Source organism: Pseudomonas sp. Marseille-Q8238, from assembly GCF_965111915.1.
Genome location: NZ_CBCOPI010000001.1, coordinates 107,362 through 128,016, shown reverse-complemented (window position 1 = coordinate 128,016; position 20,655 = coordinate 107,362). Strand labels below are relative to the sequence as shown.

General features: G+C 64.6%; 17 protein-coding genes. 4 read left to right on the top strand and 13 right to left on the bottom strand.

Going from position 1 to position 20,655, the window contains the following annotated elements:
* Positions 1 to 48: 48 nt before the first annotated feature.
* The 11 genes from ACWPW0_RS00550 to ACWPW0_RS00500 form a co-directional block, all read right to left on the bottom strand.
* On the bottom strand, positions 49 to 1,710 hold the full coding sequence (locus ACWPW0_RS00550) for a VWA domain-containing protein (protein ID WP_454254111.1): 1,662 nt from the start codon (positions 1,708 to 1,710) through the stop codon (positions 49 to 51).
* Between the two features lie 78 nt (positions 1,711 to 1,788).
* On the bottom strand, positions 1,789 to 2,280 hold the full coding sequence (locus ACWPW0_RS00545; protein WP_447587997.1) for a hypothetical protein: 492 nt from the start codon (positions 2,278 to 2,280) through the stop codon (positions 1,789 to 1,791).
* 135 nt (positions 2,281 to 2,415) lie between these two features.
* Positions 2,416 to 3,138, bottom strand: coding sequence for a hypothetical protein (locus tag ACWPW0_RS00540; RefSeq protein ID WP_447587995.1), 723 nt, complete (start codon positions 3,136 to 3,138; stop codon positions 2,416 to 2,418).
* Positions 3,139 to 3,153: 15 nt separating this feature from the next.
* Positions 3,154 to 4,710 (bottom strand): formylglycine-generating enzyme family protein, encoded by a 1,557-nt coding sequence (locus ACWPW0_RS00535; protein WP_454256678.1) that lies wholly within the window; start codon positions 4,708 to 4,710, stop codon positions 3,154 to 3,156.
* Positions 4,700 to 5,926 (bottom strand): ABC transporter permease, encoded by a 1,227-nt coding sequence (locus ACWPW0_RS00530; RefSeq protein WP_454254110.1) that lies wholly within the window; start codon positions 5,924 to 5,926, stop codon positions 4,700 to 4,702. The genes ACWPW0_RS00535 and ACWPW0_RS00530 overlap by 11 nt, the downstream gene beginning before the upstream one ends.
* Complete coding sequence (locus ACWPW0_RS00525) at positions 5,913 to 6,641, bottom strand: ABC transporter ATP-binding protein (RefSeq protein WP_454254109.1); 729 nt, start codon at positions 6,639 to 6,641, stop codon at positions 5,913 to 5,915. The genes ACWPW0_RS00530 and ACWPW0_RS00525 overlap by 14 nt, the downstream gene beginning before the upstream one ends.
* Positions 6,642 to 8,633, bottom strand: a complete 1,992-nt coding sequence (locus tag ACWPW0_RS00520) for a vWA domain-containing protein (protein WP_454254108.1) — start codon at positions 8,631 to 8,633, stop codon at positions 6,642 to 6,644.
* A complete protein-coding gene (locus ACWPW0_RS00515; RefSeq protein WP_454254107.1) occupies positions 8,630 to 9,649 on the bottom strand; it encodes a hypothetical protein in 1,020 nt (339 codons plus the stop codon). Before ACWPW0_RS00515 ends, ACWPW0_RS00520 begins: the two co-directional genes overlap by 4 nt.
* Before the next feature lie 3 nt (positions 9,650 to 9,652).
* Positions 9,653 to 12,373, bottom strand: a complete 2,721-nt coding sequence (locus ACWPW0_RS00510) for a putative virulence factor (protein WP_454254106.1) — start codon at positions 12,371 to 12,373, stop codon at positions 9,653 to 9,655.
* A complete protein-coding gene (locus ACWPW0_RS00505; RefSeq protein WP_447587984.1) occupies positions 12,370 to 15,351 on the bottom strand; it encodes a virulence factor SrfB in 2,982 nt (993 codons plus the stop codon). Before ACWPW0_RS00505 ends, ACWPW0_RS00510 begins: the two co-directional genes overlap by 4 nt.
* Positions 15,352 to 15,381: 30 nt before the next feature.
* Positions 15,382 to 16,734, bottom strand: a complete 1,353-nt coding sequence (locus ACWPW0_RS00500) for an SrfA family protein (RefSeq protein ID WP_454254105.1) — start codon at positions 16,732 to 16,734, stop codon at positions 15,382 to 15,384.
* A 32-nt stretch (positions 16,735 to 16,766) separates the two neighbouring features.
* Here ACWPW0_RS00500 and ACWPW0_RS00495 point away from each other — a divergent pair, with 32 nt between their 5' ends.
* Complete coding sequence (locus tag ACWPW0_RS00495) at positions 16,767 to 16,889, top strand: hypothetical protein (protein WP_447587980.1); 123 nt, start codon at positions 16,767 to 16,769, stop codon at positions 16,887 to 16,889.
* A gap of 115 nt (positions 16,890 to 17,004) precedes the next feature.
* Here ACWPW0_RS00495 and ACWPW0_RS00490 read toward each other — a convergent pair whose 3' ends face one another.
* Together ACWPW0_RS00490 and ACWPW0_RS00485 are read right to left on the bottom strand one after the other, a co-directional pair.
* On the bottom strand, positions 17,005 to 17,391 hold the full coding sequence (locus ACWPW0_RS00490) for a DUF2388 domain-containing protein (RefSeq protein WP_454254104.1): 387 nt from the start codon (positions 17,389 to 17,391) through the stop codon (positions 17,005 to 17,007).
* Positions 17,392 to 17,502: 111 nt separating this feature from the next.
* Positions 17,503 to 17,913 carry a GFA family protein gene (locus ACWPW0_RS00485; protein ID WP_454254103.1) on the bottom strand — a complete coding sequence of 137 codons (411 nt, stop codon included), beginning with the start codon at positions 17,911 to 17,913 and terminating at the stop codon, positions 17,503 to 17,505.
* A gap of 135 nt (positions 17,914 to 18,048) precedes the next feature.
* Here ACWPW0_RS00485 and ACWPW0_RS00480 point away from each other — a divergent pair, with 135 nt between their 5' ends.
* From ACWPW0_RS00480 to ACWPW0_RS00470, 3 genes are all read left to right on the top strand, one after another.
* On the top strand, positions 18,049 to 18,441 hold the full coding sequence (locus ACWPW0_RS00480; RefSeq protein ID WP_454254102.1) for a DUF2388 domain-containing protein: 393 nt from the start codon (positions 18,049 to 18,051) through the stop codon (positions 18,439 to 18,441).
* A gap of 337 nt (positions 18,442 to 18,778) precedes the next feature.
* Entirely contained in the window at positions 18,779 to 19,552 is a 774-nt protein-coding gene (locus ACWPW0_RS00475; RefSeq protein ID WP_454254101.1) for a TerC family protein, read from the top strand.
* A gap of 151 nt (positions 19,553 to 19,703) precedes the next feature.
* The gene (locus ACWPW0_RS00470; protein WP_454254100.1) at positions 19,704 to 20,594 is read left to right on the top strand and encodes a tetratricopeptide repeat protein; all 891 of its coding nucleotides are present in this window, start codon (positions 19,704 to 19,706) and stop codon (positions 20,592 to 20,594) included.
* Positions 20,595 to 20,655: the final 61 nt, after the last annotated feature.

The following is a 20,655-nucleotide window of genomic DNA, read 5'->3' as shown; positions in this document are numbered from 1 at the left end:
TGCTCACGCCACGGCAGATGGCATCCTTTCCATCCAAGCACTAGCAACTCAGCGCTTGCAGTGTGCCGGTGGCAATACGTCCTGGGCCGCCTGGTTGGTCATGATCTGCAGCTCGTTGACGTTACGCGCAGTGAATACCTTGCCGCCGGTGGCTGCCGCCAGGCAGTTGCCGGCGCCGGTGCCGAGGATGTCGACCACGTTGATCTTCAGGTGCGGCTTGCTGCGCGCCAGGGCCTGGGCCACGGCGCAGGGGTCCTGATTGCAGCTCTCCTCGCCATCGGACACCACCAGCATCACCGACTCGCGATTGACCCCATCGAGCATCTGCCCAGCCTTGGCAATGCCATCGGCCAGCGGGGTGCCCTGTACCGGTGTGACGTTGCGCAGGCGTGACAGCAGGTCGGCGCGTTGTCCTGGGCCGAAGTAGCCGACGCTGCGTGCACCCGGGCAGTTCTCCACCAGCACCAGCCCGGCGTTGACGTCGCTGGGCAGCTGTTGCACCACACCAATGGTCGCCTCGCGCGCCGTGGTGATGCGCTTGGGTTCGCGGAACACGCGGCCCATGGTGTTCGGCGCGTTGGAACCGAGCAGGATCTGCGTGGCGATATTGGCTACTCCCTGCATCATCGCGGCCTGCTCGATTTCCTTGGGCGTGGCCAACATGCTGATGTCCATCGAACCGGAGGCATCGAAGACGATGACCATCTCCGGCGCCAGCTCCTTGGGACGCTCGTTGGGGCAGAGGTTCTTGGCGTTGGTGATCAGCTGTTCCTTGCAGTTTTTCGCCAGGTTCTGCTCGACCTGCTCGCGCAGGGCGGCGTTGTCCTTGAGCAGCGGCTCCTCGCGCTGCAGCTTCTGCAGAGCCGAGCAGTCGCGGGAGATGCCGTCGATGCGTTTCTTCAGCAGCTCGGCAGGATCCGGCTTGGGCTCGGGTTTTGGCTCAGGCTTGGGCTCGGGAATCGGTGGGGGCGGCGGGATTTCCGGTTCGGGTTCGGGCTCGGGTTCCTCGACCACCGGTTCCTCCTCGGGCACCACTTCGGGCTCGGGCTCCAACTCGGGCGGCACGTCCTCGGGTACGGCCGGCTCTTCGGCTACCGGAGGCTCGACCGGTGCCGGTGGGGCTTGCGGCTCACGGCAGAACAACCACCACCAGAGCGCCGCAAGCAGCGCCAGTAACAGCAGCGCAAGCAGCAGCCACAACCACCAGCGCCGCTTGCGCGGTGCTTCACTGGCCAGCACGGCCGCGCCCGGAGGCAGCTCACCGGCTGCCGCAGCGGCAGCAGGAACGACCGGTGGCGCAGGTGGCTGGCCACCGCCCCAGAAGGTCACCAGCGGCTGGCCGTTGAGCGAATACAGGGTCGAGGTATCGGGATAACGAGCCGCCTCACGCAGCAGAGCAGCCTGGCGTACGCCATCGCCGCCCTGGGCATCGAGCTGGTTGGCCAGTTGCTCGATGGAAGCCAGGCGTTCGTCGAGCAGGTGACGAACCTGCGCCGCCTCCTTCTCGTCCAGTTGGCTGAACGGCACCGGCTGGCCGCCGAGGTCCGAATACCACTCGACGATATCGCCTTCGGCCTGCTTCGGCTTGGCGTACAGGGTCGCCGTGCTCGGCGGCAGGTGCCGGCGCAGGATCTGCGTGAGTTCGCCATGGCCGGCCAGCGCATCTGCCGCACTACGGGTTTCGGAGGACAGGCGAGAGATTCGCTTCATGGCGGTCAGCTTCCTGCTGAGGGAGTCAGGGAAACGCCTGCCTGCGGAGCAACCGGCTGGCAGGCGTAACGGCGGCGATCAACGCAGGCCAAGGTCACTTTCCAGGCTGGAAACCTTGCTGCGCAGCTTCTGCAGTTCAAGCTGCTTCTGCACCACGGACGGGCTGTCCTGCTGGTTGATGTTCTTCAGGTCCTTCTCCACCGAAGCAATTTCCGCCTCGATGCGCTGGTTGCCCTTGGCCTTGCTCTTGAGTTCGTTGAGCAGGGCATTCAGGGACTTGTTCAACGAGGCGTACTGCGCCTGCTGGGTCGCCAGGTCCTTGCCGACCGAGGCCTTCTCCTGCTCGATGGAGGCGTAGACATCACGGAACAGCTGGTTGGTTTTCTGCTCGTCGAGCAGGACCTTTTCCTTCTCATCGACGCGTTGGGCATACACGCCCTGGGTCTTGCAGCCAAATTTGGTGGCGAAGCCGGCATCGGCATTGCGCGGGTCGCATTCCTGCGCGTTGACGGCACAGCCGGCGAGGGTGACAACACCGGCCAGCAGGATAAGAGAGCGAAGTGCATGCATGGACATTTCCTTGGAGCCTGATAACGCCGCCGCTGCAGGGTGTGCAGTGCAGGCGACAAAGGTGCGCACGGCGCACCCTACCTGTCATGTGGATCGAGCGTTTCCTGGGGCCTGCTCAGGGTCGTAAACCGGTTCTCAGCCGAGCTGGATCGACGAGCGCTGTTTGTACAGTTGGTCGATTTCCGACTCCAGCTGCGCAACCTGCTTCTGCATCTTGCCGATCTCGGCATCCAGGGTGTCGGTGCGCGCGCCGCTGTTACGCTCGGCGGCGGCAACCTTGGTCCACTCCTGCTGCTTGGAGCGCACGTCAGCCAGGGACTTCTTCAGGTAGGCCGTGTTGGCATCGATCTCGGCGATCTGCTTCTGCGCCTGGGCACGCTGTACCTTGTTGGCGGCGATGTCTTTCTTGATCTGCTCGATCTTGCGCTTGTCATCGGCGATGACCGTCCGCGCGGTATCACTGAGCATCTGCAGTTCCTGGTTGTCCTTGCGCACATCGGCGATGGTCGCGTCCAGACGGTCCTCGGCGTTGGCATACTGGCTACGCTGGTTGTCCAGGTAGTAGTTGGCGCCCATGCCCACGCCACAACCGGTCAGGCCGGCAGCGACCATGCACTGGGCCTTCTTGCTCGGGTTGCCCAACTGGCAGGCGAGCACGCCGACCAGCGCGCCACCGGCACAAGCCTGCCAGCCCGACTTGCTGAAGAACTGCGCCGAGCTGCTGTTGGCCAGCCGGGGGTCGACCGGCGCCTGATTGGCGGCGGGCGTGGTGCCGGTGGTCTGACAGCCGGCCAATACCAGAACCAGACCCAATGCGGTCCACTTCATCCGTTGACCCAGCAACGCTACTGCTTTCATGTCCATGCCCTTCGCTTAAATGGATTTACAGGATTCCAGCCACTGGCTGCGTGCCACCTTGCCGCTCTTCATGTAGCCGCCCAGGTTTTTCCAGTGGGTGTCGAGGTAACTGCGCAGGTTGCTCTTGCTGCGCGCCGCCATCTGTTGCGCCACCACACCGACCTGCGGTTCGACGGTGGCCGGGGTGTAGTTGAGCGCACCGCTGACCACTGTATCGGCATAGTAGTTGAGCATGAAGTCGAGCACCTTGCGATGACCTTCCAGCTGCTCCTTGCGCGCCTCGCAACGGCTGGCCGGCTCCTCGCCACCTTCGCCACAGCTGCGTTTGTAGTTACCTTCCAGCGTATCGAGGAACTTGCCGTCGTCCTTGAGCTTGGTGCAGAGGAATGCGCCCAGCTGCAGCTCGGAACGGATGGCCTGGTCGCGCTGTTCGTCACGCGCCTGGGTGTTGGCACGCAGATCGCCGCGCAGTTTTTCCAGCTGCTGCTTGAGCGCATCATCCTGGACGCCGCTGGCGATACTGGCGATTTCCGCGACCGGGTCCTTGTTGTCCTTGCTGTCGGCGGCCTTACTCGCGGCCGGGGTGCCGAGTTTCTTCCAGTCCTGCTCGACCTGCTTGATGCGCTCGCGCGACGTCAGCACCGGCGCCACCAGGGCCAGGCGCACGCCGCTGGTCTTGAGCTTGTTCTGCTCGCCAGCAGTGGCGTAGTAGGGCTGCTCCTGGCGCAGCGCGGTACGCAGCTCGGCCTGCGGTGTCAGGTAGTTGCCGCCGCGCACGATATAGCCACCGGCCTGGCCATGCTGGCGATCCAGCTTGTTCAGGCGGAAGGGCTCGAAGAGCATCTCGTCGACGTTGCCGAGAATGTCGTGCAGGCCCAGCGGATTGGGCTTGAGCAACCCCGTGAGCTGCAGCTTGCCGTTGGCCGACTGGGCGCCGGCGAACCAGGCGTAGGCACCCAGGCCACCATCCGGTGTCGGGAAGCGCACGTCGCGAAACTCGGCTTGCGACACGGCCATGCCGCCACGCGCGGCGAATTCCCACTCGGCCTCGGTCGGCAGGCGCAGGAAACCGGCGGCGCCGTCTTCCTTGGGCAGCTTGGCGGCGGCGTTCTTGCGCAGCCACAGGCTGTACCTGTCAGCGAAGGCAGTGGCATCGAACCAACTGATACCAACCTGCGGCAGGCGCAACTTGGCCGACGGCGTCGGGCAGGTATCGTTCATCACCGCCTGGTATTGCAGCTCGTTCAGCTCGTACTTGGCCAGCAGGTAGTAGCGGCCGGGTTCGGGCTTCTGCACCGTGAAGCTGCCGGCGATATAGCTGGGTCGGGCCTGCTCGATATAGCCCCACTCATCGCTGTCCTGACCGAGGGTCACGCCGTAGTCGCCTATCGGGCTGGCCACCGGTACTTGCACCTTGCGCAGCACCAGGGAGCCCTCGCACGGCATCGGCAGGATCACATCATCGGCCAGCGGCTTGGGGTTGAAGTACTTCTCCTCCCAGGCTGCCTGGGCCGGCAGGCTGGTCAGTGCCAGCAGCAACGCGCCGCCGAGCAGGGCGCGCTCAGAGGTCACGCAGGCTTTCAGCCGGTTGAATGTGGATCGCACGAAACCCTCCTACAGCCGCCACGACAATGGCGATCAGCAATGCGCTGGCGAAGGCCAGCAGGATATGAATAGTTTCCAGCTTGCAGACGAAACCGTCATCCGCCAGGTTGGCGCCCAGCGCCGTGTTGAAGACGCTGCTGCCGATCAGGTAGGCACCGTAGCCGAGGGCGAAGGCCAAACAGGTGAGCAGCGCCGCCTGGACCATCACGTAGGCACCAGCGGCCGAACGCTGGAAGCCGAGCAGACGCAGCAGAGCCAGGTCCTTGCGCTTGCGGTCGATATTGGCGAGGAAGGCGCCAGCCAGCGAAGCCACGCAGCCAATCACCGCCGTCCAGGCGATCACCGCGAAGATCAGCCCAAGCACATGGCTGATGGCCTTGACCGACTCGATCTCGCGCGCCCGCGTGCTGCTCTCGATGCGTTCGCTGTCGAGCCAGGTGGCGATGCTGGCCACGTCATCCAGGCCGCTGGCATAGATGCGGGCACGGGCATAACGCTCGCGCACGGGGGCCACTTCACCAGTGAGGAAACCGAACATCGGTACCGCATAACCATCGCGGAAATTCTCCATGGCCACCAACAGGTCGAGGTGCACCAGCAGCGCCGGCCGAGTGAAGGCGCTGTTCTCCAATACCCCGCCCACGGTCACCGCCAGCTCGCCGCGTTCGTTGCTGCCGTCCAGTTTGCGCAGCACCAGCAGGCGCAGCGAATCACCGACCTGCACACCGAGCTTGCTCGCCGCGCTGGCACTGAGCAGTACCTGGTCGAGGGCCGCTGGCGCCGGCAGTGCACCGATCAGCGGATCACCGCTGGCAGTGGGGATGACCTCGGCATTGGCGACGAAATGCTGGCTGTCGCGCAGCAGATCCGCCTGGGTGTTCAGCGAACGGGTCAGCGGGATGACGAAACCGACACCAGGCTGCGCACGCAGACGCTCGAACCAGCCGCCAGCCAGGTCGTAATTGCCGAGCATGCGCACTTCGAGGTTGCGCGGGTCACTGAGCAGTTCATCGTTAAGCTGTGAGACCACGCCATGCTTGAGGCCGAACAGCAGCAGCAACGGCGCGATCACCGCCACCAGCGAGGCGACGATGCACAGCGACACCTTGCGGTCGTGCCACAGGTCGCGCGCCGCCAGTTCGATCAGCAAGCGCAGGCGGGGACGAACGTCAGGCCGCGTCATGGAACACCGTGCCGTCAGCCCTGTTGTTCTGCAAAGCGCCATCGGCTGCGCCACCCTGCAGCGTGCCGACGATATTGCGGATCGCACAGTCGCGCACCAGATCCCAGTCGTGGGTCACCAGCAGCGCAGCGATCTGGAAGCGCTGAACGATCTCGATGATCAGCTCGAACAGGCGTCGCGCCTGCAGCGGATCGAGCGCCGCGGTCGGCTCATCGGCCAGCAACAGGTCGGGCTCGTGGGCGATGGCCCGGACAAAGGACACGCGCTGGCGCTCGCCGATGGACAGTTGCGCCGGCAGCTTGCCCAGCAACGGCTGCAGGCGCAGTCGGCCAATGGCCTCGTCGACCAGTTCGCTCTTGCCGGGCAGGCCGAGCATACGCCGGGGCAGCTCGATGTTCTGGCGCACACTGAGGAAGGGCAGCAGGCCACCACTCTGCAGCACGAAGCCCAGGCGCTGGGCGCGGATATCGGCCATCTGTGCCTGGCGGTCATCGCGCAGCAACGCGGCGACATCCAGGCCGGCGGCATCGCCGAGACGGAACTGTCCGAGATCGTCGGGGCGCAGGATCAGGCCGATCATTTCCAGCAGCGTGCTCTTGCCGCAGCCGCTGGCGCCGGTGATCGCCGCCACCTCGCCGCGCCCAAGGGTCAGGCGCGGCAGGGCGATCTGGTAGTCGGCACCCCGGCGGATGCGCATGTCCTCGATGTGCAGCACTTAGGGCAAGGCTTCCAGCGGTACTGGATAGACATGCTCGCGCGCATCGCTGCCTGGCGCCAGGGACACCCAGCGGTCGGCATCGGCGTTGTAGCGCTGGTAGTACTTGAGCTTGGTGTTCAGGCGGCGGATAAACTTCTCCTGCTCCAGGCCTTCCATGCCCTTCCAGGTTTCCTCGTCGAGGCTGAGCACTTCGCTGAGGTAGGGCAGGCCGTCCAGGTACTCGGCCATCAGACCCATGTCGGCGACCTTGATGGTTTTGTCCTTGAGCTGGTTGGGGTCCTTGCCCATGGTCGCGGCCACCGAACGCAGACGCTCGAACATGTCGCTGGGCGAGATCAGGCCTTCGTTGGCGGCGTCGGCGATCTGCTTGACCACGTCACTGAGGTCACTGAGCTGGCTCTTGGTCATCAGCACGCGCACGTCAGTGGTGGGCACGTCCTGGCGCACGAAGTCGCGGTCGCTGATCCACGCCTGGAACACCGGCGGCGCACTGGCCCCGGTCTTCTCGCCGAGATAAGCCAGGCGCATGGCGTGGCCTAGCAGGGCGGCGTCTTGGGCCAGGGCCGCATCGCCACCTTTACCAGACTTCGCCTTGGCATACTCCGCATCGGCACCCAGGGCGCTACCGGCAGCCATGTCGCCACGGTAGGCGGCCTTGACCTGCGCGGTGATGGCGTCACCCAGGCTGTCGACCATCTTGCCGAAGCTCTCGACGTTGCCGGCGTCCACCGGGTAGTACAGCGGCTTGTTGAGGAAGGCGTTGGTCGACAGGTCGGTGTACTGCGCCTCGGCCGAGGCGTGGTTCTTCTTCCCGCTCGGGGTCTTCAGGTGCAGGCTGTAGATGGCCACGCCACGGTACTTGGCTTCCAGGCGCACCTGGTCGGCGTTGAGGCCGGTAGACGACAGCTTGCTGTCGCCATTGACCGCACCGGCGTCGGTGACCAGCACGATGTAGCGCGCACCAAACTCGTTCCACTTGACCTGATCCAGCGCCTGCATCACGCCGGCGTAGGTGTCTTCGTCATAGCTGCTGCTGGATGCGGTGGCCGGTTTGAGCTCGGCGACCTTGGCCAGGAAGTCCTTGCCGTCCTTCACCGTGCTCGGGTCGACGAACATCTTGCTGACGTATTCGAGCTTGGGCACTTCCTTGGTGCTGGAGCGGTAGGCGACCAGGCCGAACTTGACCTGGCCGAGCAGCTTCTCCTGCTCGACGTGTTCGTAGATGCGCTTGACCGCCTCACGGGTACGGTCGATGTACGGGCCCATGGAGATGGTCGAGTCGATGACGAACACCACGGCAGCGCTGAAGCCCTTGAGGGTGTTGGCATCGGCCTTGGCGTTCTTGTCCGCATCCTTCTTGTCGGCCGATTCCGCCGCCGTCACCGAGGCGACATTGAGCAGGCGCACCTGGAAGCCTTTCTCGGTGAAGGTTTCCTCGGCTTCCAGTACCGGCAGCAGGTAGAAATTCTTCGCCAGGTCCACCGCGTAATCCGGCTCGCGGGCAACCACCGCCGGGTCACGGCCCTTGGCCTTCATGTTGGCCAGGATCGGCTTGAGCAGCGGCGCCGGATCTTCCTTGGCGAAGAGCTGCTCGAGGGTGTCCTTCTTGCGGAAGAACAGCAGCGGATCACGCCCGGCCGGGTTGGTCAGGGCCAGGGTCATCTGCATCTTCCACGGTACGGCGCAGTCACCCTTGATCCAGCCGACGGTCTTGCCGTAGCTGTCGGGGCCGACCTTCAGCCACTCGGCGTTGCCTGCCTTCTCGCGCTGGTACACGTAGAACCGGGTGAATGCCGGTTGGGCTTTGCCGCCAGTGGCGCCGGCGCTATCGCCGAGCTGGCAGGTCGGCGTGGTCAGTACGCGCTGGTAGAGGGTCTTCTTGCCTTCCTGCAGCAGCGGTTTGTCCGCTGCCATCAACGGCGTTGTCGCGCCCAGCAGCAGGCCGGCGAGCAGCGACAGGTTGACGCCTTTGGCGATGCGCACGGTCATTTCTTCAGCTCCTCCAGCCGCTGGCTGGCGTCCTGATTGTCCGGGTCATTGTTCACGGCGATTTCGTACCAGTACACCGCGGTTTCAGCGTCCGCCGCTTCGATGCAGCCGCCGCTGGCGTGATGTTCCGGGTCGTACTCGCGGGCATAGGCGTAGGCGATGGCAGCATCGCCGGACTGCGCCTTGTGCGCATACAGGCGCTGGACCACGCCGCAACGCTTGGCGTCCTTGGCGGCGGCGATCACCTCCAGCACCTGTTCGCTGGATGGGTTGGATTTCAGGCAGGCTTGAATGAACGGCAGGTCTTCCTTGGCATCCGCCAGGGCTTCCGGACTGCACACGGCCACCGCACCCGCCGCCGGTGTGGCGCTTGGTGCAACATCGGTCGACGGCTTGCGCAGGAAGAACCACCAGGCTGCCGCCGCCAGGGCGATGATGAGCAGCAGGATGATGAGGATCAGCGGCAGCTTGCTGCCTTTTTTCGCCACTGGGGCTGGCGCCTGAGGTGGCGGCGCGGGCGGCGGCTCGACAATCACGGGCTCTGGCTCGGGTGCCGGAGTCGGCTCGGGTTCGGGTTCTGGCGCAGGCGGCTCGGGCAGCACAGGCACGACGACCGGCTCGGGCTCGGCCTTGCGCTCGACCTTCTTGTCATCGTGGGTCGAACTGCCAGCGGCCTTCGAGGACAGGATGGTGCCGAGGATGCGCAGCACCCCCTTGTCACTGCCGTCTTCGTTACGCAATTGCAGCATGTAGGCCATTTGCGGGTCGAGCATCAGCGGGTCGATCAGCCAGGGGCCGACCTCGCCGTTGAGCTTCTCGTCGGTCAGGGTCAGGCCGTCGAGCACATGCCAGGCCGGGCTGGTGCCCCACTCGCCATCGGCGCCGAGGTAGCGGCTATCCTGGTTGCGCTGCACGGTCAGTTCGAGGCCGTCGCTGCCTTCCTGCCAGCCGTGGACGGTCAGTTCGCCGTAGCCGGGTTGGCCGCTCTGTGCAGCCTTCAGTTCGATTCTCAACATGACTTATTCCGCCCCAGTCGCATGGAAGGTCGCGAGCACCTTGCCCAGCGCTTCGTTCTGCTCGGGTGTGATTTCCCGACCGGCACTGTGGCCGGCGTTGTCTTCGGCGATCTTGGTCAGTGCCACCAACCAGTCGCCCACGTAGTTGCGGGTGTGTTCCAGAGGTTGTGCCGGCAGTTGCGGCAACTTGCCCGGCACGATCACCGGCGGCGCCTGGAACAGCTTGGTGCCACGCTCGATGCGGCTATCGGGACGCAGCTCCAGCGGCGCCTCGATAAAGCCCAGCCAGCCAATGAAGTCGCCCAGTACGGTTTTCGCCGTGAGCACCTGGCGCCCGGCCAGTTGCTCGCGCTTGGTGCCGATCTGCTCGGTGCTGACAATGGCGCGCAACAGGCGCGTCTGCAGGTCGAGACGGCTTGCGCCGGTGATCAGTTCATCGACCAGCGCCTCGACCGCCGGCTTGGCGAAGCCCAGGTAGGTCATCAGGCGCACATCCTCGGGCAGGTGGCGCAGGTGGCCGATCCACTCGCGCAGCACCGCCTGGGCGAAGCGCGCATCGCTACCGCTCGAGCGCACAGGCGTGGCACTGCTTGACGACACGGGAGCCGGTTCGCTGTCGCCGAACAGGTCGAAGCCGTCGTCATGGGCCAGGTCGTCACCCAGGTTGAGCGCGCCGCCGATCGAGGCGCTAGTGCTGCTGGTGTCGCTGCCGCTCGCAGTCGCCAACGGCTCTTCATCGTCGGCGCGCAGGTACAGGCCGCGGACCAGGTCGTCGGGCAACTGCATCTTCTGCAGCAGCTCGCCGAGCAGGATGCGTCGCGGCCAGACGGCGTCGAAGATCTGCTTGGCGATCTTGCGTTTCTTCTCCAGCTCGCCGGCGCCTTCGGCCTGAAACCAATGACCGAGGCGGCTATCGAGCAGGTGCAGCACGTCGTCCAGCTGTTCGCGGATACGCCCCAGCTTGACCTCACGCAGCGCCACGCCACGCAGGTACTGGCTGATGCGGCCCATGCCGCCATCGTTCAGTTCCAGCATGGCGTCCCACGCCTGCGGTGGCTGGTTGACGTGACGCTGCACGGTCTCGTCTTCGATGAAGGTGCTGCGCATCAGCCCCAGCGAATCCTGGGCGGCGGCGTTGATGCCAGTCTCTTCACCAGCCTGCACATCGAGGAAGGTCACCTTCATGCGCGGCTTGCGCACCAGGAAGGTGTTGTCGAATGGCTTGCCGTCCGTCCACTCCTGCAGCCAGGTGTACTGGCCGAAGCGTTCGAGCATGGTCATCTTCATCATGCCGCCGCTGCCCCAGCCGAGGCGCAGCAGGTCTTCGCCCTTGTCCAGGTCGCTGCCGATGCGCATGTCGAACATGGTGATGGCCCACAGCAGGCCTGGTTTACGCAGGGCACGCTCTTCCGGCTTGGCGCCCTGGGTCTTCTCGATCCAGCGGGTCAGGACCGGACCGACAGCGGTGACGTCGGACTGCTTGTTCGACGGCGTGCAGACGATCAGCACGTTCATTTCCTGGCTATCGGTGTAGCGCTCGAACAGGTAGGCCACCTTGCCGCGCAGGATCAGCTGCGCCACCGGGCTGGCCTCGTCGCTGCTCACCGCGCGACGCACGTCGTCCAGCGACTCCACCGACAGGCGACCGCGGTAGCCAGGGAAGTCGAGCAGGTCGACCTGCTCGAACAGCGGCTCGCTGGTCGGCTCTACCAACGGGAACACCAGCTCGACGGTGAGTGCAGCCAGTTGCGCCAGGGACAGCTCGACCGGTGCCCGCAGCTCGCCGTCGATGAACGGACGCACACCGATGCGCTTGTCGCTGTCCTTGCCCAGGCGCTCGAGCATGTCGACGTTCATGATGCTGTCGGCCTGCGACAGGCCCTTGTCGGTCTGCCGCACCAGGGCATCGAGCGGGGCGAATACGCGGTCGGCGTTGCCCAGGCTGCCCAGAGTTCTGGCGAAGCCCTGGTAGGCCTCGCTCAGTTCATTGATCTCACCCCAGAAGATGGAGAACAGCCGGGTGCGATCCTCCACCGCCAGCCAGGGCGCCATTTCCACCGCCGCCGGCCAGTAGTAGCCGGCCAGGCCGCCGAGGGACGCCGGGAAGCTGCCTTGCAGGTAGTCCCACAGGGCGACCACGTCGTCCTCGCTGACCCCGGGCACCGGCTTGAGCTGGCGGCGCTTGCCGAGGTCCTTGAGCAACTGGCGGATGGCGCTTTCGTCGAAACGGTAGAGCACCTTCTCGGTGTTGAAGTCGTTGAAGAACGAGTTGGCCAGGACCTTGGCCACTTCCACTTCGCCGAACAGTTTCAGCTCCAGCGGGAAGTCATCCGGGCCGGGGCGCGCGGTACGGCTGAAACGGGTCACCAGGCCGGTGGCCTCCTTGCCGCCACCCGGCGGGTTGACGTGGGTGAGGAAGTCCAGGCGGCTGCCACCGAAGTCGGTTTCCAACTTGCCGTTGGCGCCGGCGGCCAGCGTAGAGATCAGGTACGACTTGCCGGCCTGGGACAGGCCGAAGAAGCCCACGGTCATCGGCAGGCCGGACACGCCTCCCAGGCGCCGTGCGGTGTTGCGCACGCGGCGCAGGCTGAGGATCAGGTCATCCGCTTCGTTGTCCAGGCGCGGCGCGCTGCGGCGCACGTCACCAATCCAGCGAATCGCCTCGCCGGCACCGGTGTGGATGGCGGTCCAGTGTTGAGTCAGTTGCTCAGGCGAGTTACTCATTTGCGAAACACGCTCCCGCTGTCGAGCCAATATTGGGATTCACCCAGCCCGGCGTCGGACAGGGTGTTGAGCCGCAGGCGAATGTGCGAGCGGCTGACCGAGCCACCGTCGGACTCGGCGCCGAGGAACTCGAAACTCTCGCTGCCTTCGGCCGGGTTGCGCGAGGGCTTGATGCCCAGGCGCACCTTGAGCACCAGGCCCTGGGAAGCGACCTGCTCGCGCAGCTTCTGGTTCTCGATGCTGAGGATATACAGCGGCGCCGCCGACCAGCGCTCGTTGGCCAGTTGGCGGAAGCCCAGGCGCATGGTGCCGCGCATGTCGAAGGTCAGTTCGGGCAACTGGTACTCCGGGTCGTCGAGGTCGATGTCGCGGAAGTAGACGTTACCGTCCTTGATCACGTTGTTGTTGTCGATCAGGCCGAGGAACTTCAGCGTCGAGTAGGGCTTGAACGCCGCCGAACGGAAGAAGAAGTTGGGCAGGCGCAGGCTGCGGCTGAGCAGGCAGAGCATGGCGCCGACCGCTGCCGTGGTCTTCGGGTCCTCGATGCGATCGAGCTTGTTGAACGGGTACCAGCCACCGGTGCGGTACTGGTTGAGCGGCAAGATGCGTCCCGGCGGCAGCGGCAGCAGCTTGCGGAACAGCGCCTGCACGCCCGGCAGGCGCGAGGGCCGACCGGTAAGCAGGAGCACGTCGCAGGGGTAGCTGTGCACCACTTCGCACAGCGCCTGAATGGTCTTGCCGATGTTCATGCGGTCGCCGATGAAGGCTTCGTGGATACGCCGCAGGCTGACGTTGAGCGGTGTCGCGAGCAGGTCGAACGGCTCGCTGCCGTTGCCCAACTGGCGGCGCACAGCGGTGCTGAAATACTCGAGCACATCGTCGGTGGGGCGCTCATCGCCGAGCAGCTCGCCGAAGGTGCCGCTGACCAGGGTGCCGGCATCCAGCGGGTCGTAATGCTCGTAGGCCTTGAGCAAACGCAGGCCGATGGGGCTGAACAGCTGCAGGGTCAGTTGCTGGCGCAGCACGGCGTCCTGTACCGCCAGCGGTTCGCTGCCGATCAGTTTGGACAGCAGTGCATCGGGGTTGTCGACGCCCGCGTCGCGCAGCGCCGTGCCCAGCGCCGGCAGGACGAACTGGCGGATCACATCGAGCAGGATGTCGTCGCCGGCAACCTTGAAACCATCGCGGAAACGCTGCGACGGGGTGATGTAGACGTTGCTGCCCACGCCATCGTCGAGGCGGTATTCGGTGATCACCAGGTCGGTGGTGCCGCCGCCGATGTCGATCGAGGCGATGGTCAGGCGGTCCTTGTGCGGCTGGTCCGGGCGCGCCATGGCAGCGAAGAACTCTTCCGGGCGGCCGGCGAAGTTGTTCTGCGTCTCGTTGAACAGGTAGACCACCTGGCCACAGGTGGCCTCGTCCCACTGCACATGCACTTCCGGCAGCCAGGGCCAGGCAGTCTCGCGGCTCTTGGCGTCCTTGATGTTGATCGGGTCGTCCTCGGGGTGCCAGCCGAGGCTCTTCCACACCAGGCCGATGGCCTGCTCCATGCACTTGGCGAAGATCTCGCGCTCGGGCTTGGGCATCGACGGCGGCACGGTGAGGATGATCGAACGCAGGTGGCGCGGCACGCGCGAGTGGCTCATGCGCAGGCGCTGCGACGGGCTGTTGATCTGCATCAGCGCCTGGCCGAGCACTTCGCAGAGCATGAAGGTCATCAGCGAGCTGCGCGAATAATGCGGGTGGAATACCGGCATGCGCTCGTCGAAGGGCAGGGTGTAGAGCGCCTGGCCTTTTTCGTTTATCAGCCCGGCAACCGGTGCGGCGGTGGCATGCGGCTCGCTTTCGGATTTGACGTAGGCGCAGTTGAAGCGCCAGCCCGGCTCGTAGTTGTCCTCGTCCCACAGGTAGCGTTTCGGGCTGGACAGGCCGGTCGAACCCTCGGTGCCGCGACGGCGGCTGGCCAGGCGACCGGCCTCGCGGCCAACGCGGGCGATGGTCGGCCACTGGAAGGCTTCACGGCGACCGCTCTGCACCGAGAAATGGTCCTTGCCGAACACCGCCTGGGCGAACTCGATACGGCTCTCGAACGGCTCCGGGTAGACCTGCTCGGGCTGGGTCAGGTCGCGCAGTTCCAGCTCGTAGCGCTTGCTCAGGCCGTCGTTTTCCTGCGGATGGTCCTCGATCAGGATGCCGCAGGTCCGCGAGTTGCCGACGTCGAGCACCATGTCCACCGGGATCGCCTTGTGCAGGTCGCTGTCGCGGTTGGACACCACCTTGAGCTCCGGCACCGGCAGCGCCGTGCCAAGCAGGTGCAACAGGTTGAGGTAGTGCGCCTGGTGATAGAGCTCCTGGCATTCGTGCTCGATGTCGTCGAGCTGCATGCGCACCGGCGGCAACTGCGCCTGCTCGGTGAACACTTCACGCAGCCAGCCATCGACCCAGGTCAGGTCGAGGAACCAGCCCATTTCGTCGGCCTGGTGTGCCAGGGCGAACGCCGCACCGGCACGCACGTCGTCGCTGGTCGGCGCGAGATAGGCCGTGTCGCTGCGGCTGGCGAAGACCTTGGTGTCGAAGGCAAAGGTCACCCGGTGGGTGTGGCCGTCCGGATCTTCACCGTCCTTGAGCTCGACGATGCGCACCCGCGCCCAGTTCGACGGACCGTCGTCGAAGCGCCGGGGCGGGCTGAAGCGGAAGAATGGCAACGGCAACCAAAGGCCCTTGAGCAGGCGCACCGACTGATCGACCGCCACGCTGTAGGCCGGGCTCACCGCATTGCCGGGGGCGGCCGGGTGGAAGAAGCTGTTGTTGCGCTCGTCGAACATCAGCCGCGCCAGCGGGCCGTCGTTACGCTGGCGCACGAACTCGCCAGGCAGCTCGCGGCGCAGCTCAAGGGTCACGGCAAAGTCCAGGAACTGGACGCCGCTGCCCATGATCAGGGTGATCTTGTCTTCGTAATCGGTCTTTTCTGGAAACATGGTGCTCTTCTTCCGCCCTGTTCTCGCGCCTTACTTGGCGCCCTGTCTCATGGACATGGGGAATTGCTTGTTCTCGTAGCTGCCGGTGCAGTCGGCGGCGCTGCGGGCATCCGGGCTGCATACCACGTCCGGCAACTTGTAGCTGCTGCCATCGTTGCAGGCGGCCTGGCCCTGGTTGTTGATCGCCAGCTTGCCGCCCTGCATCGCGGCATTCACCGCGCCCGAACATTCGACGCCATCACCGCGACGTACCTTGACCTGGCCCTTGCCATCCTTGAAGTCATAGTCGAGCTGCATGGGCTTGCCGGTTTGTGCATCCTGAATGCCGGCACCGGCTTTCCAGTTTCCATTGAGGAACTCGGTGGAACCGGTTTCCAGCGCCTGCGGCGGAATACTCAGGTCCTGCGGTACGTCCTTGCCTGGCGGTTGCTTGCGCGGCTCCTGCTGTTCCTGTGGCGGCTCGGCAGGAGGCTCTTCACCAGACGCTTCGTCAGGCGCAGGCGGCGTTGGCTCTTCACCCGGTGCCTCGGACTCATCGGGAGCAGGAGCGCCGTCACCGGACTCATCGACAGGCGGCTCCTGCGCACCGGGCTCCTGTCCGTCCGGCAGTTGGCCATCGACCGCGGCACCACCCGCGCCATCAACCACGCCACCGCGCCCGATCACGTCAACCTCACGCTCATGCACCGGCATTCCTGGCAGGTCGATGCGATCCAGGCCGAGCGGCAGCTCGACCGTCGGTGCACAGGCTCGCAGCAGGAACAACAGCAACAGCAGGAGCAACGGCAGAAGCAGCAGCCACAGCCAGCGCCACCAACGGGACTTCTTCACCACCTCGACCGGCACGGCGGCAGCCAACGGCGGCGGCGCGAGCGGTGCGACCGGGGCAGCGCTGGGTACCGGCGGGCGCAGACACAACAGCGGGTCGTGGTCGTAGGTGCCGGCGTGGTCGGTAAACCCCCAGAAGGTGATGACCGGCTTACCGTCGACCAGATAGACGTGATTGCTGTCGGGGAAATGGATGGTCTTTTCCAGCAGACGGCCGAAGATCTGTTTCTCGCGGCTCTGCGCATCGCTGCGCATGGTCTCGCTGGTGCTGCCGAGCTGGGCATGCATGGCCTCGAGCTGAGCATAGGCCTGGGTACGCTCTTCGGCAGTGGCTGCCGACCAGGGCACCACATCGCCCTCGGCGGGCGCGTACCAATCGATTCGATCGCCGGTTTCGTTGGGCTGGGGAATGGCCAGGCAACTGGCAGCTTCGCGGCCCATCTTCAGGCGGATGGCCTCGCGCAGTTGCAGCGCTGCGCTGTACACCGGCTGACCGTCGACGCCCAGCGCCTTGAATTCCTGAAGATTACCCGTGCGGAGCAATGCACCTGGCATGTGCGGTTATCCTTTCCCAAGCCGATCTTGAAATGAAAGGCATCGCAGCCAAAGGCCACGACGCCTGCCCGCCCATCATGCAGGAACTCGCCGGCTTCGTCAGCGATGACGAAAAAGCCTTCGGAATTCAGCAGTTAGGAGCAGAGTTTAGGTGACAAAATGTGACACAAGCCTCGCTTCAATGGAATGCTTTTCTGTCGCCATAAGACTGGCGCTCGGCCCATGCCAGAGCCACCGCAACGGCTTTCCTGCCTGCTGGCAATAGCCGGCTCAGCGCCCTCCGGCACCCTGCCGGGCGAGAATCGCCTGGGCGAGGGACTGGTCGTCGTGCCCCGATAGACCGGGCCGTTTGCGCAAGGCCTCGAGGGCCGCCTCCAATTGCACGCCACGAATGCCGCCGACGCTGGCCACGAAGGCCGCCGCTTCATCCTGGGCCATGACCAGCTTATGTTCGAGGTTGTCGTCTCCCTGCGAAAGCTCGCCGGACGTTTCGCTACTTTTGTCCAGTGACCCCGAACTGACGAACAGCGGAATGGACGTCACCAACAAGCCATAGGCACTACCGGCCTCGACCGGACTTTCAGTGTTGGAAAACGCCACCGTGCTGAGTGCGCTGCACACCGCCACGCACACAATGGACAGGGTGAATCTGGACATGCGAAAGCGTCCTTGCAGAAGGGTGCTGGACCTGCAGCCTGCTGAATAGCGATGGCGCTGGCAAGTGAGCCAGCACGCGCAGAGAGAAAACGACGATGGCAGCGCCGGGCCTCAGCGGCCATCCATATGCTCCTCATGCTCTTCTGGCAGTTGCTCATCCAGATGCAACCAGGGCAGGCGACTGCCCACCCAGATATGCCGAGTTGCGGCAGCCTGGTCGACCTCATCCAGCGTCGCCACAGTGATATCCAGTGACACCGGGCTGAGCGTCGTGAACAACGCCAGGTTGCAGCCGCATCCCGGACAGAAGTAGCGCGTACAGGTTGCTGACGAGGCGTATTCAGTGGGCACACCGCAGGTCCAGCGAAAGCTCGCCAGCGGCACCGTGACCCAGGTGGTGACGATACCGCCGGTGGTGCGTCGACAGATCGAGCAGTGACAGTGGGCAATGTCATGCAAGGCCGCCTGGAAGCTGTAGCGCAGCCGGCCACAGTGGCAACCGCCGTTGTGCACATCAGTCATACGAGACTCCCAAAAAGCGCTGTCTGCCAAACCCTCGTTATACCGTGGCGATCTCTGCGCTGGACTGCCACTTGCCATACACGCCGTCATTGCGCAGGCTGCGGGTCCAGCACCCTCCTGCAAGGACGCTTTCGCATGTTCAGACTCGCCCTTCCGGCCCTGCTCATCGCATTGTTCAGTACGCATGCCAGCGCCTTCATCCAGGTGACGCCCAAGTTCAGCGATCAACCAGTGGCCGCCAGCACCTTCTTTGGCGTGATGATTACCGCGCTGCCGTTTATCAGTACCACTTCGCCGGAAGCCGGCAGCGATCTGTCCGATGCGCTCACCGAAGAAAGCAGCCTCGACCACAAACTGGTCATGGCCCAGGATGAAGCAGCCGCCTTCGTGGCCAGCACCGGCAGCATTCGTGGCGTACAGCTGGAAGCCGCCCTTGAGGCCCTGCGTCAGCTCCCTGAGCTGTTGCCATACGACGACCTCTACCTCGCCACAGCGATCCTTGCCCGTCAGAGCGCCGGAGGGCGCTGAGCCCACGGCCCCACAGCTTTATTACCGCGTATTACGTGCGCGGCCATCTCGTCCGCAGCAGAACCCAGCTGGCAAGCCTCGCGGCCTCTTTTCAGGAGGCGACACATCAGGCTTCATCACTCGACCAGCACGACCACTCATGCGGTTGCTGTGGGCGGCCGCAAACAGTCTGTGTATCCTGCTCGCCGCGCCGACATCTGGCGCCTACGCTGCACTTCCATTACCGATGAAGCGCAACGGCAGAACACCCCCGAAGAAGCCGGAAATCGCGCGAGCACTTTCCGGCTTCTTCGTGCTCCAACCCCCTAATCGCTGACGTTCACGAGGAACTCGCATCATGGAATGGCTGAGCAGCCCGGAAATATGGGTCGCCTTCTTGACACTGACCGCCCTGGAAATTGTCCTGGGCATCGACAACATCATCATGATCGCCATCCTCGTGGGTCGCATGCCGCCGCATCTGCAGGCTCGCACGCGCTTCTTCGGGCTGGCCCTGGCGATGATCACCCGCATCCTGCTGTTGCTGTCGATCACCTGGATCATGCAACTGACCAACGACCTGTTTCATGTCTTCGACCAGGGCATCTCCGGTCGCGACCTGATTCTGTTCTTCGGTGGCCTGTTCCTGTTGTGGAAAAGCAGCACCGAGATGTACCACAGCCTGGAAGGCGAAGATGAGGCCGAGCAGCAGCCCACCGGTACCGCGCGCAACTTCATAGGCACCATCATCCAGATCGCCATCATCGACATCGTGTTCAGCCTGGACTCGGTGATCACCGCCGTCGGCATGGTCTCCCATGTGCCGGTCATGGTCGCCGCGATCATCGTCGCTGTGCTGGTGATGATGCTGGCCGCCGGCACCATCAGCGCATTCATCGACAAGCACCCGTCGCTGAAGATGCTGGCCTTGGCCTTCCTGGTGGTGGTCGGTACCGTGCTCATCGCCGAAGCCTTCGAAGTCCACGTACCGAAGGGCTACGTCTACTTCGCCATGGCCTTCTCGCTGGGCGTGGAAGCGCTGAACATCCGCATGCGTATCGCTCGCCGCAAGAAAAATGGCGAGCAAGAGCTGGCGCCGGTAAAACTGCGCAAGGATATTCCGGGCGAATAAGCCGGAGCTGCCTGCACAAGAACGGGGCCGTCATGGCCCCGTTTTGCATTGGGCATCCTGGCGAGCGTCACCGCTGCAGGGCGTGGGATAAACGGCCCAAGGCACAGATGCATTGCCGCGCCATCTAACATATTTTCATCAGGAGAGACCTGTGGCCGACCAGGACATTGCCGAAGACCTTCACCAGCGAGCCATGGCCCTGCACGACGAGGGCGACGAAGAGCAGGCGCTGGAACTCTATCACCGCGCCCTCGAGCTCGATTACGCCCGGCCGACCACCCACTACAACATCGGCCTGATCCACAAGTACCGCCGGGAATGGGCGGTCTCGCAGCGGCATAACCAGATCGCCGTGGAGCTGAATCCCGAGGACGAGGCCGCCAACTGGAACCTGGCCATCGCCGCCACCGCACTGCAGGACTGGCGTACCGCGCGGGATGTCTGGCAGCGCCTGGGCGTGGCCATTGAGGCCGGCGACAGCCCCATCGAGCAGGACTTCGGCCAGACGCCGGTACGCCTGAACCCCGAGCAGGGCGGTGAAGTGGTCTGGGCCAGGCGCATCGACCCGGTGCGTGCGCGCATCCTCAACATTCCCTATGCCGACTCCGGCCACTGCTATGGCGATATCGTCCTGCACGATGGCGCGTCAGTCGGCCAGCGTGAGGTCGATGGGCGCACCTACCCGGTGTTCAATGTGCTGGAGCTGTTCCAGCCCTCGCCTCACAGCACCTACGAGGCCGAGCTGCAGGTCACCGGTGAAGCCGATGTGCAGGCACTGCTCGAACGCCTGGACGCGCGCGGCATCGCGGCCGAAGACTGGTCACGCTCGGTGCGCATCCTGTGCAAGCACTGTTCGGAAGGGACCGCCCATGAAGACCACGAGCATCAGGAAGCGCCGTTCGACGAACAGCAGCCTGCCAGGCTGATCGCCGTTGCCGGCCCGGACGAAGCGGCTATTCGCGAAGCGCTGACGAGTTGGGAGGATGGCAGTCGTCGATTGGTCAGCCTGGACTGTGTCCTCGACGCCAACGATCTGGAGTAACAGGCGGGATAAATAGCGAGCATTGCGCCACCGACATGAGTGCCGGTGGCGCCTGGGCTCA

Excerpts from the sequence above, each read along its gene's own strand:
- ACWPW0_RS00510 (WP_454254106.1), bottom strand. The coding sequence starts at position 12,373 with ATGAGTAACTCGCCTGAGCAACTGACTCAACACTGGACCGCCATCCAC.
- ACWPW0_RS00500 (WP_454254105.1), bottom strand. The coding sequence starts at position 16,734 with ATGCCAGGTGCATTGCTCCGCACGGGTAATCTTCAGGAATTCAAGGCG.
- ACWPW0_RS00540 (WP_447587995.1), bottom strand. The coding sequence starts at position 3,138 with ATGAAAGCAGTAGCGTTGCTGGGTCAACGGATGAAGTGGACCGCATTG.
- ACWPW0_RS00530 (WP_454254110.1), bottom strand. The coding sequence starts at position 5,926 with ATGACGCGGCCTGACGTTCGTCCCCGCCTGCGCTTGCTGATCGAACTG.
- ACWPW0_RS00505 (WP_447587984.1), bottom strand. The coding sequence starts at position 15,351 with ATGTTTCCAGAAAAGACCGATTACGAAGACAAGATCACCCTGATCATG.
- ACWPW0_RS00495 (WP_447587980.1), top strand. The coding sequence starts at position 16,767 with ATGAAAGGCATCGCAGCCAAAGGCCACGACGCCTGCCCGCCCATCATG.
- ACWPW0_RS00480 (WP_454254102.1), top strand. The coding sequence starts at position 18,049 with ATGTTCAGACTCGCCCTTCCGGCCCTGCTCATCGCATTGTTCAGTACG.
- ACWPW0_RS00550 (WP_454254111.1), bottom strand. The coding sequence starts at position 1,710 with ATGAAGCGAATCTCTCGCCTGTCCTCCGAAACCCGTAGTGCGGCAGAT.
- ACWPW0_RS00485 (WP_454254103.1), bottom strand. The coding sequence starts at position 17,913 with ATGACTGATGTGCACAACGGCGGTTGCCACTGTGGCCGGCTGCGCTAC.
- ACWPW0_RS00490 (WP_454254104.1), bottom strand. The coding sequence starts at position 17,391 with ATGTCCAGATTCACCCTGTCCATTGTGTGCGTGGCGGTGTGCAGCGCA.
- ACWPW0_RS00515 (WP_454254107.1), bottom strand. The coding sequence starts at position 9,649 with ATGTTGAGAATCGAACTGAAGGCTGCACAGAGCGGCCAACCCGGCTAC.
- ACWPW0_RS00520 (WP_454254108.1), bottom strand. The coding sequence starts at position 8,633 with ATGACCGTGCGCATCGCCAAAGGCGTCAACCTGTCGCTGCTCGCCGGC.
- ACWPW0_RS00475 (WP_454254101.1), top strand. The coding sequence starts at position 18,779 with ATGGAATGGCTGAGCAGCCCGGAAATATGGGTCGCCTTCTTGACACTG.
- ACWPW0_RS00545 (WP_447587997.1), bottom strand. The coding sequence starts at position 2,280 with ATGCATGCACTTCGCTCTCTTATCCTGCTGGCCGGTGTTGTCACCCTC.